General features: G+C 65.2%; 10 protein-coding genes. 7 read left to right on the top strand and 3 right to left on the bottom strand.

Annotation, left to right across the window (positions count from 1 at the left end):
• The first annotated feature begins 474 nt into the window (after positions 1–474).
• The 7 genes from pyrC (at position 475) to M3461_19535 (ending at position 7,885) form a co-directional block, all read left to right on the top strand.
• Entirely contained in the window at positions 475–1,512 is a 1,038-nt protein-coding gene (pyrC, locus tag M3461_19565) for a dihydroorotase (GenBank protein MDQ3776395.1), read from the top strand.
• Positions 1,502–2,137 carry a ribonuclease T gene (gene rnt, locus M3461_19560; protein ID MDQ3776394.1) on the top strand — a complete coding sequence of 212 codons (636 nt, stop codon included), beginning with the start codon at positions 1,502–1,504 and terminating at the stop codon, positions 2,135–2,137. The genes pyrC and rnt overlap by 11 nt, the downstream gene beginning before the upstream one ends.
• Before the next feature lie 6 nt (positions 2,138–2,143).
• Positions 2,144–2,767 (top strand): ribonuclease HII, encoded by a 624-nt coding sequence (gene rnhB, locus M3461_19555; GenBank protein MDQ3776393.1) that lies wholly within the window; start codon positions 2,144–2,146, stop codon positions 2,765–2,767.
• 55 nt (positions 2,768–2,822) lie between these two features.
• Entirely contained in the window at positions 2,823–3,095 is a 273-nt protein-coding gene (locus tag M3461_19550) for a hypothetical protein (GenBank protein MDQ3776392.1), read from the top strand.
• A 12-nt stretch (positions 3,096–3,107) separates the two neighbouring features.
• A complete protein-coding gene (locus M3461_19545) occupies positions 3,108–3,461 on the top strand; it encodes a hypothetical protein (protein MDQ3776391.1) in 354 nt (117 codons plus the stop codon).
• Positions 3,462–3,541: 80 nt separating this feature from the next.
• Positions 3,542–4,162 carry a hypothetical protein gene (locus tag M3461_19540; GenBank protein MDQ3776390.1) on the top strand — a complete coding sequence of 207 codons (621 nt, stop codon included), beginning with the start codon at positions 3,542–3,544 and terminating at the stop codon, positions 4,160–4,162.
• A gap of 318 nt (positions 4,163–4,480) precedes the next feature.
• Complete coding sequence (locus M3461_19535) at positions 4,481–7,885, top strand: methylmalonyl-CoA mutase family protein (protein MDQ3776389.1); 3,405 nt, start codon at positions 4,481–4,483, stop codon at positions 7,883–7,885.
• Between the two features lie 177 nt (positions 7,886–8,062).
• On the opposite strand, the gene brxL is transcribed toward M3461_19535, so the two are convergent.
• From brxL to M3461_19520, 3 genes are read right to left on the bottom strand one after another with little or no spacing between them, the layout of a single operon-like run.
• Positions 8,063–10,105, bottom strand: a complete 2,043-nt coding sequence (gene brxL, locus M3461_19530) for a protease Lon-related BREX system protein BrxL (protein MDQ3776388.1) — start codon at positions 10,103–10,105, stop codon at positions 8,063–8,065.
• 3 nt (positions 10,106–10,108) lie between these two features.
• Complete coding sequence (locus M3461_19525) at positions 10,109–11,371, bottom strand: PglZ domain-containing protein (protein MDQ3776387.1); 1,263 nt, start codon at positions 11,369–11,371, stop codon at positions 10,109–10,111.
• Positions 11,341–12,459, bottom strand: coding sequence for a hypothetical protein (locus M3461_19520; protein MDQ3776386.1), 1,119 nt, complete (start codon positions 12,457–12,459; stop codon positions 11,341–11,343). Before M3461_19520 ends, M3461_19525 begins: the two co-directional genes overlap by 31 nt.
• Positions 12,460–12,730: the final 271 nt, after the last annotated feature.

Genomic DNA, 12,730 nt, shown 5'->3' with positions numbered 1-12,730 from the left:
GGGGATGATCCCCTCAAAAAGGCCGATCTAGATCCCTGATGCTGCTCCAAAATCGGCCTGGATAGTGAAATCCCTTGTAACATGCCGCGGCAGTATAGGCTTTCACCACAATTTTTAGAGGCTCCCTTAAGGGATTTCTCAATAGCCTGCTGGGCGTGGATGACACACTGCGGCCAAAGGGGCCCCCGCGGCGTCTCGGAGGATTTCAAAGGCACTGGAAGGGCAACGCGAGTCTACCACGGTGGCACTCGGGCAATGCAGCGTCGATCTGGGTCTGCAGGCCGCCGGCCCGTCTCGCGGCTAACGAGGAAAACCGACGGCTTGGGCTTGTGAAAAGAATCAAAGATTCAATGCGATTTCGCAAGCCTTCGGAAACGCCATCACCTGAGGGCGCCCACGCCGCGGACCCGACATCGTGGTAAAAAGGCGCTCGATCCGCCGCGCCGCGAGCGACGTATACTGCGATGCGCCCCCATGCCATTGACCCTGCGCGCCCCCGACGACTTCCATGTCCATCTCCGCGATGGGGCGGAGATGGCCGCAGTCGTCCCGGATACGGCCGCGCGCTTCGCGCGGGCGCTGGTGATGCCGAACCTCCAGCCGCCCATCGCCACCGCGGCACAGGCGCTCGCTTATCGCGAGCGCATCCTGGCGGCTATCCCAAGGCGCCTGCGCTTCGAGCCACTCATGACCCTCTATCTCACCGCGGCCACGACACAAGAGGAGGTCCAAAGAGCCATCGCGAGCGGTCTCATCTATGCCGTCAAATACTACCCCGCCGGCGCCACGACCCACTCCGAGCCCGGCGTCACGGACCTCTGCCGCGTGTATCGCGTGCTCGCGGCACTCGAAACCTCCGGGATGCCGCTGGCGGTACACGGCGAGGTCGTCGATCCGGAGGTCGATGTCTTCGATCGGGAGCGGGTCTTCATCGAACGGGTGCTCATCGATCTGCTCGAACGATTCCCCGGGCTCAAGATCGTCTTGGAGCACATCACGACCCGCGAAGCGATAGACTTCGTATTCGCCGGTCCCGAGCGACTCGTCGCCACCATCACCGCGCACCACCTGCTCATGAACCGCAATGCCCTCTTCGACGGCGGCCTCCATCCCCACCATTATTGCCTCCCGCTCCTGAAACGCGAGAAGGACCGCCAAGCCCTGGTACGGGCTGCAGGGAGCGGCAATCCCAGGTTCTTTCTCGGTACGGACAGCGCTCCGCATGCCCGTGGCGCCAAAGAAACGTCTTGTGGGTGCGCTGGGATCTATACCGCGCACGCGGCCATGGAGCTGTACGCGGAGGTGTTCGAGGAAGCCGGCGCACTTCCCCGCCTGGAAGGATTCGCGAGCACCTTCGGCGCGGCCTTCTACGGCCTACCACCCAATCCCGACACGATCACGCTTGCGCGGACACCCTGGCGGGTGCCGGCGAGCCTGCCCTTCGGCGACGGCGTTCTCATCCCCTTCAGGGCCGGTGCGGAGTGCCGCTGGCGCCTCGTCCATGAGCGTTGATCTGGAAAACAAGACCCGCATCGCCCAGCGCTTCCGCGGGTTCCTGCCGGTGGTCGTGGACGTCGAGACGGCGGGCTTCAATCCCGTGACCGACGCGCTTCTGGAGATCGCGGCGGTCACGGTCGTGCCCGACCGCAACGGACGGTGGCGGCGAGATAGGACCGTCGCCTGCCACGTGCAGCCCTTCCCCGGCGCCAACCTCGAACCGGCCGCGCTGGAGTTCACCGGCATCGACCCCCATCACCCGTTCCGCTTCGCGGTCCCCGAGGGCGAGGCCGTGGAGACGGTATTCAGGTTCGTGCGCGAGGCGGTGGCCACGAGCCGCTGCACGCGCGCCATCCTCGTCGGTCACAATCCGGCTTTTGATTTATCCTTCGTCAAGGCCGTCGTGACCCGCAACCGCATCAAGCGCAACCCCTTCCACGCCTTCTCGACCTTCGATACGGCCACGCTCGCCGGCCTCGCCTTCGGCCAGACCGTGCTGTCGCGGGCCGTCGAGGCCGCCGGACTCGCCTGGAACGACAAGGAGGCCCACTCCGCGATCTACGACGCCGAACGCACGGCCGAGGTCTTCTGCGAGGTCGTGAACCGGTGGAACGGGCTCCTGGGTCCGTTGGATCGGTAGCGCCGCATGCCGATCGCCGGGGTCGACGAGGCCGGGCGGGGGCCGCTGGCGGGTCCGGTGGTGGCGGCGGCCGTGGTCCTCGATCCCGCCCATCCCATCGCGGGGCTAAAGGATTCCAAGCTGCTCAAGGCCGCCGAGCGCGAGGACTTGGCCACCCAGATCCGTCACGTGGCCCTGGCCTTTGCCTTGGGGCGTGCCGAGGTCGAGGAGATCGATGCCCACAACATCCTGCGGGCCTCGCTGCTCGCCATGCGTCGCGCCGTGCTGGCCCTGCCGATGGCGCCCACCGGTGTCTGGGTGGATGGCACAATGCGACCGGTCCTGTCCTGCGCCAGCGTCACCGTCGTGGGGGGCGATCGGCTGGTCCCGGCCATCAGCGCCGCTTCCATCCTGGCCAAGGTGGCCCGCGACGCGGAGATGATCGGGCTCGACGACCGCTATCCGGGCTATGGCCTGGCGCGCCACAAGGGCTATGCGACACAAGCCCACCACGCCGCGCTCCTGCGCCTCGGGCCCTCGCCCATCCACCGCCGCTCGTTCGCGCCGGTCTCTGTCGCACTTCAGTTGTCCCTCGCGTATTCCGGAGGGATCGCGTCAGCAAAGCGCTTGGGGCGAAAGGCAAACACCTGACCCTGCCCCAGGGCGCACCCCACTTGACGCGAGCTGCGTGATGCATGTTCGCATCATGCGCGCGACCCTCGATCTCGATGATGACGTTCTGCAAGCGGCCCGCGCGCTGTCGCGGCGGCGGGGAAAACCGATAGGCGTGGTCAACGGGCTTTATGAACTTTCCTGTCATTCTGATGAATTGCTCGGCCGAAGCCTCTTTCGGTGGCGACTTGCTCCAGAAGAATTTGATGAACAAATCCCGATATTGGTGTTCAAGCTCGTGGTGTTCAAGCTCGCGCCAAGTATTGTAAGGGCCTTCCTGCCTATGAGCGAATGCCTCCCAAAGTAGCTCGCCAACCCTGTGAACATGGTCCTTGTTAAGATCGAATTTCGCTGCTATTCCACCTTGCTTATCAAGTGCAGGGAAAAGATTTTCCCACACATCATGACCGAGTACACCTCCGATATCGAAAATCATTCCTTTAACCATTTGGCTCCCCCCTTTCCATTCTTTCTTCCGGCTAACGATCGGGTTCACCGACGCGCGGCGCTTTTCGCCCGTCCGGTGGGACGCGTTTCCCGTGTTACCGTCAGGAAGTCCCAGATCGCCAGCGCCAACGAACTCGAGGCCATGAATACGAACGTTGCGTCGGCGCTTGGCGCCGGCTTGTTCGAGCTCACGTGTTGGTCTACTATTGGACCACACATGAAATAGAATTTGTTTGAGTTACCTCCGCACGACTTGGTAATTCCCCCCTCGGAGGAATGGCAGATCGGAGTATCCAGAGAGACGCGATGAGTGCACTTACCCAGCCGACCAATCTCGATCTCAAGGACGAGGCCGCACCGCTCAAGCCGCTCCTCGACCGTCACGCCGAGCTGGAGGGAAAGATGACGGTCTCGAGCCGCGCCGAGGCGCACCTCATGGCGATGTGGTGGTGGGTGTATCCGAAACCGGACCGGATGGATGACGCGCGGCAACCCGATGCGGCCGAGGCGGGGTCGGTCCGCATGCTCGCCGTCGAAAACTATGCCCGGTCGCTCCTCGGCATTCTGTCGCAGTATGTCCTGCCCCTGATCCTGGGTCTGCTCGGGGCCGTCGCCTACATCGTGCGGCGCGCGCTCTTCAATCTCGCCTACCACAGTTACACGCCGAGCTTCGGCGGTCAGTTCGCCATGCGCCTGTCCCTGGGCGGGCTGCTCGGAGTCATCGCCGGGATCATGTTCTCTCTCGACGAGGCGGAGCTCGAAACCTACAGCCTGTCGCTCGTGGTGGTGGCGTTCCTCGTGGGATACAGCGTCGAGTTCGCCTTCAGCCTCTTCGACCGGGCCATCGAGCGAGGGCGGACGATGCTGAAACCCGAGGCGCGCTCCTCCGAGCCCACCGACAGTGGACAGGACACGAAAAAGGCCTGACGGCCCGGCCTCGGACCCCGAGCGCGCCCGGTGGATACCCGGTCGGAACTGCCGTGACGGGTTCCAATCCGCCGGCTCGCTCGGAACGCGGGATCGGCGGGACCAGTCCTATAGGCATGTGCGCTGGCGGCCCCATGCTGCGCCGATGTCAGTGCGGTACCGACCGGGTGGGCGGCGGTTCAAACGCATTCGGGCCAGTATTTACCACACACGGTCGGTTTTTTGATCCCCTCACCCTAGCCCTCTCCCGGGGGGAGAGGCGTTAATTGAAGGAGGCGATTGAGGACGATGGCCAAAGATTCCCAGGGCGCGTTTTCCATGTCCACGATCACCCGGAAGGACACCCCAAGACGTCCCGAACGCCCGGCGCCGCTGCGCTTCATCACGGCCACGAGCCTCTTCGACGGCCACGACGCCGCCATTCACCTCATCCGGCGCCTGCTCTTGGCCCAGGGCGCCGAGGTGATCCACCTGGGCCACAACCGCAGTGTCGAGGAGATCGTCCGGGCCGCCTGCCAGGAAGACGCCGACGGCGTCGCGATCAGCTCCTACCAGGGCGGCCATCTGGAGTTCTTCCGCTATCTTGTCGACCGCCTGCGGGCGCAAGGCGCGGGGCACATCCGGGTGTTCGGGGGCGGCGGGGCGACCATCACCGCGGCGGAGGCGGAAGCGCTGGAGCAGGATGGCGTCGAGCGCGTCTACCGGGCGGAGGATGGCGTCCGGCTCGGGTTGGAGGCCATGGTCGGCGAGGTGCTGGAACGCACCCGCCGGTCACCGCGGGGACCGGATCCAGAGCCCCCCGCGGGGCCGGATGACCACACGGCGATCGGCCGCGCCCTGTCCCTCATCGAGCGCGGCGCGGCCAAGTACAAAAATAAAGAGTTCGCAGACGGGGGGCGCGCGGCGCGCTCCTGCCCGGTCCTGGGCGTCACGGGCCCGGGGGGCTCGGGCAAGAGCACGGTCATCGACGAGCTGCTCGCGCGACTCCTGGCGGCATTTCCGGCCCTGAGGGTGGCGCTCATCGCCATCGATCCCACGCGCCAGAGGAGCGGCGGCGCGCTGCTCGCCGATCGCCTGCGCATGAACAGCGGGTGTCACCCGCGCGTCTATCTGCGCTCCATGGCCACCCGCAGGCGCCACCTCGCGACCAGCGCGGTCTTGCGCCCGTGCCTCGAATTCCTGCGGACGCTCGGTTTCGATCTGGTCCTCATCGAGACCGCCGGCACCGGGCAGGGCGACACCGAGATCGCCGATCTCGTCGATGTAGCGGTCTACGTCATGACGGCGGACTATGGCGGTCCGAGCCAGCTCGAGAAGATCCAGATGCTCGACGCCGCCAACGCCGTGGTCCTGAACAAGCGCGACAAACCCGGGGCCGCCGATGCGCTGCGCGCGGTGCAAGACCACTTGCGGACCGTTTCGAGGGAGGGCAGCGCGGTGTTCGACACCTCGGCGCATCGCTTCGACGACCCCGGCCTGGAGCGCTTGTTCGTCGCCCTGTGCGAGCGCCTGTCGGCGCTCGGAGGCGCCCATCGGTGGACACCGGCCGTGCGCGGCCGCGCGCCTTCCAAGGCACCGGTTTCCCTCCTATCCCAAGGGCGGTTGCGTTATCTCTCCGAGATCGCCCGGCAGGGGCGGGAGGAACGCGAGGCGACCGAGCGAAAGGCACAGGCCGCACGGCGAGCCCAGGCCTATTACCTGAGCTGCGAGGCCCTGGATGCCCCCGACGTTCCGGCGCCGCTGGCGGATTTCGCTGCGGCCACGGCCGACCCAGACCCCGTCAGGGCCAGGCTCCGCCAGGGCTATCAAACCGCCCTGGTTGAGATCGGTGAGGAAGGACGCGAGCTCCTGCGGGCCTGGCCGGAACAAGCGGCGAGGTATCGCGCCGCGCGCCTGGTCTACCGGGTGCGGGACCGGGAGCAGGTCCTGGCCAACGACACCGAGAGCCAGAGCGGTGTCCCGATCCCGGCGGTGGCCTTGCCGAGCTTCGAGGACTGGGGGACCTTGCTGCGCTTCCTCCTCCAGGAGAACCTGCCCGGCAGCTACCCGTATACGGCCGGCGTCTACCCGCGCCGCCACCTGGAGGCCCCGACGCGCATGTTCGCGGGCGAAGGTGGTCCGGAGCGTACCAACCGCCGTTTCCACTACCTGGCGGGCGGGGCCGAGACGACTCGCCTGCCCCGAACCACGCGCCTGTCGACGGCCTTCGATCCGGTCGTCCTTTACGGCGCAGACCCGGACACTAGCCCCGATGTGTACGGCCGTCTCGGGATGTCGGGGGTGTCGGTGGCCAGCCTCGACGACGTGAAGAAGCTCTATTCCGGCTTCGACCTCGGCGCGCCCACGACCTCGGTGTCGATGACCATCAACGGACCCGCGCCCGTGCTGCTCGCGATGTATCTCAACACGGCCATCGACCAGGCGGTCGAGAAACACCTGCGGCAGGCGGGCCGGTGGACGGAGACCGAGGCACGCCTCGACCCGGATCGGCCCAGCTATCGAGGCCCGCTGCCGCCGGGTCACGACGGCCTCGGGCTCGGGCTGCTGGGCGTCTCGGGCGCCGAGCTCCTCGATCCCGAGACCTATGCGCACATCCGCGCCGACACCCTCGCACGCCTCCGGGGCACGGTGCAGGCCGATGTCCTGAAGGAGGACCAGGCCCAGAACGAGTGCCTATTTGCGATCGAGTTCGCGCTTGCCCTGATGGGCGATGTGGAGGCGTATCTCATCGCCAACGGCATGCGCCACTACTACAGCGTCTCGGTGTCCGGCTACCACATCGGCGAGGCCGGCGCCAACCCCGTGACCCAGCTCGCCTTCACGCTCGCAAATGGGTTTACGCTGGTCGAGTATTTCCTCGCGCGCGGTCTCGCGCTGGACGACTTCGCGCCGCACCTGAGCTTCTTCTTCAGCAACGGCCTGGATGCCGAGTACGCCGTGCTCGGGAGGGTCGCGCGGCGCATCTGGGCGCGCGCCCTGCGCCACGTCTACGGGGCCGGGCCGCGGGGCCAGATGCTCAAGTATCACGTGCAGACGAGCGGGCGCAGCCTCCAAGCCCAGGACATCGCCTTCAACGACATCCGCACCACGCTCGAGGCCCTCTATGCGATCGCAGACAACTGCAACAGCCTCCACACCAATGCCTACGACGAGGCCATCACCACCCCGACCGAGGAATCCGTCCGCCGCGCGCTCGCGATCCAGGAGATTATCCGCCAGGAGCTGGGGCAGAGCGCCAACGAGAACCCGTTGCAGGGGTCCTTTTACATCGAGGCCCTCACCGATCGGGTCGAGGAAGCGGTATACGCGGAGTTCGATCGCCTGAGCGAGCGCGGCGGGGTCCTGGGCGCCATGGAGGGCCTCTATCAGCGCACCAAGATCCAGGACCAGGGCCTGGACTACGAGGCCCGCAAACACGACGGACGACTGCCGATCGTCGGCGTGAACACCTTCCTGGCCCCGGCGGAGGCCTCGGCAAAGCCAGAGACCAAGGCCTTGACCCGCGCCAGCGACGCGGAAAAGGACGCCCAGATCGCAGAGCTACGCCGTTTTCAAGCGCGCCATCGCGCCGAGGCCCCGAAGGCGCTCGAGCGCTTGCAGGACGTGGTGCGATCCGGCGGCAACACCTTCGCCGAGCTGATGCACACCGTGCGCGACTGCAGCCTCGGCCAAATCACCGAGGCGCTCTACGAGGTCGGTGGGCGCTATCGGAGGCGGATCTGAACGAGCCGCCGGTGTGCTGCTCCCAGGATTGCGTAAACGTTTCTCGCAGGCTGGCATTCATGTGCGGATGTTCCCTCGTGCGTTCGTGAGTTCTGTGCCACCGACTTGACGAGATTGATCGCGCATCAACTCGACCATTCTCTCCTGAAGGACGTTGCTTCGCGGGACCAGGCGAGCTCATGGCCCGCCGAGAACCTTCATCGCCGCCGTCTTCGGATCGCCGTAGAAGATCGGGTCGACGTGTTCAACGATGTCGGCGCTCACGTCGAGGAAGGTCCGCTTGTTCTCGATGGGGATGAGGGCGCGCTTGGCGCCGTTGTCCATCGCGACTTGCAGCGGCTCGACCAGCGAGCGGAGTGCCTTGATGTTGCCCTGCACGCTCATGTCGCCGAGAACGAGAAGTGCCGGGCTTACGGGGGCTTTGCGAAGCGCGGAGTAGCAGGCGACGAAGAACGCGACGCCCACCTCGGCCTCGACATGGTTGTTGAGTAGGTCAATGACTTCGACGTGGAGATCCGAGGTGTCGAGATCGCGCCCGATGCCGAGATCGCTCTTCTTGGTCTGGACGTAGCTGAATGCCCTTTGGACGGACTCCTTCATTGCTCCGGCCACTCCGCCCGCCAACTTGAGCTTCCCCGTGCCGCTTGAGACCGAGACCTCAACCCGATAGAACCCGACGGTACCATCGGAGTTCGCGCCGGCCGTGTAGACCGTTCCCGGCGGCAGCGGGTCGGTCGAGATGAGGTCACGGCCCCCCTGCTCGGGCACACCGACGAAGCGCTCTTCGCCCGTGTCCTGCAGCGTGTAGCTGAAGGAGGTGTGGTAGTACTCGAAGGCGCCCATCTTCTTGAGCTGCTCCTTCACGCGCCGCCGGCCTTCGATTGCGAGCTCGAGGATCTCCCCGAGCTCTTCCCGGGTCACCTCGCCGTGGGGAAACACGATCTTCATGAGCCCGGAGACCGTCTTGCGGACCGCCTTCCGGTCGCGGGCGTTGAGGTGCGACCCGAGCGAAAAGTGCCGATCGATGATCTCAGTGAAGTTGTGCTTCCGCATTTCGCGGAGCGCCTCAGCGAGGTAGTCGACGACGAACCCGTAGTGGTTCGTGAAGAGGTCGTTCCGCATCTTCGGGATCTCCCAGCCCGGGAGGTAGAAGTGCAGACGATCGATGAACGCCATGTCATCGCGAATGACGTCGGGCATCGGAGCGAACAGATGCCCCGTGTGAACCATCACGTCGACGGGCTGTTTGGTGTTGCCAAACAGGGCGATGCTTGCATCGCCCGAGGCCGCTTCTTGCCCGCGCTGAAAAGTGCCCGACTCGCAGAAGGTCTTCATCGTGGTGATGACTTCCTTGGGCATCTTCTGGAGGTCGGCGATCTCGTCGAAACCGACGACATCCCAGATCTGGACCATGCCTTTCTGCCGCCCGCCCATGTGACCGAACAGGTTGGCGACCGTTGTCGGTCCGGTGAGAAGCGCTGCGTACGGCGACACTTCCTGAATGACGTAGCTCTTGCCCGTCCCGCGCGGGCCGAGCTCGACGAGGTTGTAGTTGCGCTCAGCGAGCAGGATGAGCCGCACGAGGAATAGGAGCTTCAACCTGCGCGTCATCTCCGCCGGTTCGTAACCCATGCTCCGAACCATCAGGTCGATCCACTCGTCCGTCGTGAGCTCGCGCCGGACGCGGCGATACTCCTCAAGATCGAAGGTCGCAATCTGGATGGGCGTCAGCTTGTCGATCCAGAACGGGTTCTTGCCGCCGGCTTCTTCGTCAGATTCGAAGCGCATGTCGAGCTGCGCCCACACGCCGCCCGTGAGCAGGCGCTCGTAGTCGCGCACGTACTGGGTCGGAACGTGGAGGAACTTGTTCCCGAAGTTCACCGCCTCCGCCCAGTAGTCGGAGTCGACGAGGCGGACCTTCACCTTGTCGATGAAGGTGTACTTCCTGTTCTCCTTGACCTTGCTCTGTGCCTTCCCCGACTCGTCGGGCCGGATGTAGTTGTTCGCGAGCGTGTCGTTGACGACCTGGAGCCCCATCTGGATGGCTACCTCGTCAGAGGAGGCGCAGTACTTCCCAAGGAGGAACTCGAGGACGAAAACCGGGACATTCGCGCCGACCTTCACCTTGCGGACGAGGTCTTTGCGAACGACCTTTCCGGCGAAGAGCCGGTTGACCTTGTCGTCGAGTGCATCTCGTGCGGGGATTGCGCCGTTGCTCATGGATCACACGCCAAGGCGAACCGGGATGTCGCTGGGAGAGCGGAAAAGCTCCGCATCGGTGGCCGGGTCTTGAACGACCACCCGCAAGGACGGCACGCTGTCATCGGTCAGCAAGAAGGCCACCGTGACGGGCTTGCCAGGCTGGAGCTTCACGCATCCGGTGCTTCGGTCGAGCTCGGCGTCGATGGCCATGCCTGCGGCGCCAACTTGCCTGCCCGAGGACATCAGAAGTGGGCGGACGACCATCGCGCTGGAGAACAGGGAGAGGTTTTGCCCACCGAGCTGCAGCGTGACGCTGAAAATGCGGTTCGTGACAGCCTCTGGCAAACCGCTCGCCGTGACAGGGTCCGCCGTAGGCCTCGCGGAGTCGTGAACCTTCAGACGCACGGTGATTACCGGGATCACGAGCTCCTGAAGTGTTGGCCCTCCGTGGTGGAAGGCGAGGTCGCCCCCCGCCTTGAATACGCCGGATCCCGTGGGGAAGACGAACTCGAGGTCTGACGCGTAACCCAGCGAGGACGCCGGCACGCGCACGCAACCAGGCGGCGTTGCGCCTCCGCGCCCGATCCAGCAGCGCCGGTGAAGCTCGACCTGATCGCCGCCGGGGGTGTCCGTCCGCATCGACTCGTCGCGATCGACAGCGAAGAACAGATGTCCGTGGTCGGCCGTGACTACGGAGTGCTCGATGCCGGCCTTCGCCAGCCGCTGGATGGCGCTCGCGATGTCGCCGATGACCTCGTCCATGATGCGCCGAGCCTGTCGGGTGAAGCCTGTCTCGCCGGCGTGGTCGATCTCTTGTGACCGGACCACGACGATCTGCGCAGACTCGATCTTGTTGGCAAGCTTTGACGGCTGAAGGGTCAGGAGCGCGTCCAACGCGACGTCGACGAGCTTCGGGACGCGGGCTGCGGCGAACTTCTTGCGCGCACCGAGATCGGGGAGGAAGGTGCCGTCAATGAGCGCGCCGAGCTTGTCGTTCTGCTCGACGACGCTGAAGCTGCGCGCGGCGCCCGGCAGCAGCGCCGCCATTCCGATCGGTGTGATGCTCGGGAGAGATCCGATCGCCGGGCGCACGGCAACTTCGGCAGTTTTCGGCAGGCGTTCTGCGAGCTCGACACCCATCTCAAAGCGCATCGCGTCGACCAGGAAGTACGCGACCGGTGTCGGTTTGTCTGAAACGACTTCACTGAAGATGCGCGTCTGGTGAAGCGCGGAGGCTCCGGTCCAATTCGCCTTCAGAAGGGCCTTCGTGAAGCCCTCGGCCATGGCGTGGCAGGTGTCCTCATAGGCTCGCCGCACGACGCCGAGCGCGGCTCTTCAGGCTCCTCCTCGAGGTTGGCGATCCAGGCTTCGAGGCGACGCTGGGCCTGGTCGAGGCGGTACCATCCATCCTTCCTGGTGTAGCCGTCGACCCATACATTCGGGCCATTGCTGGCCTTCGTCATCGCCGCACGAACCGCCATCGTGACCATTCCCAGCTCCGCCATGCGGCGGCACGCCTCCCACTGGGCTTTCCGAGCGACATCACGGTCAAGCCAGAAGCTGTGCTCGCGCTCGCTCACAATGGCGAGCGCATCGCCGAATCGCTGTGTCGCGATCTGCTCTCCGCAGTGCGCCAGGAGCGCTCGTTCCTCGAAGCGGAAGGTGTCGATGGATCCGAGGCCGTTCGCCGGGAGCTTTGCGCTGGGTAGCCCCAGCTCGGCCTCGACCCGGTCGACAAGCGTCGCGTACTCGTCCGCGAACGAACTACGAAGCCGTCGCGCGAGCTCCCGCACCGCCGCTTCCTCCTCCTTCGTCGTGGGAGACGGCACGCTGTCGAGACATGTCGGCGCGGGGCACCGAAGGTCAGCGCGGAACTCGCCCGCGAGAACGTAGCGCAGCGTGATCGCCCGAAGCTTCGGAAGCCCTGCCTCCTCGGGAAGCTCCAAGCCAACCCGGGAGCGCACGAGCTTCGCGAGCTCACGCGTCGCCTCCTTCGACTCGATGTCGGCATCACGAACGTCCCGCACAAGCCATGCAGCGAGGATGGCGTCGTTGCCCGAGACGTCGTGGAAGATCGACTTGAGGAGGGACGGCGGCTCCGCGGAACCGGAGTCCGATGCCGCTCGCGCCAGGTCCTGGTACGTGACGCGCTCGGGCGCCAACATCTCGTCGATGACTCCGTCCGTGTAGCGCTGCCGGAGAACGTTTCGTGCGAGCCGCTTGAGCTGTGGCGCGTAGCACTCGCCGGCTTTCTCGAGCTCCATAAGGACGGAGCCGCGGCGATCGCGTTCTATGCCGGGCACGTAGATGACGAGCGTCTCCGGAACATCGGAGGAGACGAACGGCTCCGCGACCGCGCGGATCTCGAACAACGAGCCGCCGTACTCGGCGAGCTGTGCCTTGCGCCAAGCGCGTGAAGTAAACCGAATTCAGAAAAGCACCCCATCTGTGGCAACGGTCAATTGACCTTTAACCCGGGACGTTGTCGGGCGCTTCTACCAACCGCTTAACCCGACTTAGCCCGACTTAGCCGATTCGCCTTCGTTTTCCGGCTTTGGCGCGACGTCGCCATTCGTAACTGTTTGTTTTGTAAATCCGGCAGCGCAACAAATCCGCGAAAAATGGCTGTAGTGAAGACCTTGG

This window comes from Pseudomonadota bacterium, from assembly GCA_030860485.1.
Classification (GTDB): Bacteria; Pseudomonadota; Gammaproteobacteria; order JACCXJ01; family JACCXJ01; genus JACCXJ01.
This window is presented reverse-complemented; position numbering and strand designations above follow the sequence as displayed.

Coding starts and splice junctions, on each gene's coding strand:
- pyrC (MDQ3776395.1), top strand. CDS start 475: ATGCCATTGACCCTGCGCGCCCCCGACGACTTCCATGTCCATCTCCGC.
- rnt (MDQ3776394.1), top strand. CDS start 1,502: ATGAGCGTTGATCTGGAAAACAAGACCCGCATCGCCCAGCGCTTCCGC.
- rnhB (MDQ3776393.1), top strand. CDS start 2,144: ATGCCGATCGCCGGGGTCGACGAGGCCGGGCGGGGGCCGCTGGCGGGT.
- M3461_19550 (MDQ3776392.1), top strand. CDS start 2,823: ATGCGCGCGACCCTCGATCTCGATGATGACGTTCTGCAAGCGGCCCGC.
- M3461_19540 (MDQ3776390.1), top strand. CDS start 3,542: ATGAGTGCACTTACCCAGCCGACCAATCTCGATCTCAAGGACGAGGCC.
- M3461_19535 (MDQ3776389.1), top strand. CDS start 4,481: ATGTCCACGATCACCCGGAAGGACACCCCAAGACGTCCCGAACGCCCG.
- brxL (MDQ3776388.1), bottom strand. CDS start 10,105: ATGAGCAACGGCGCAATCCCCGCACGAGATGCACTCGACGACAAGGTC.
- M3461_19525 (MDQ3776387.1), bottom strand. CDS start 11,371: ATGGCCGAGGGCTTCACGAAGGCCCTTCTGAAGGCGAATTGGACCGGA.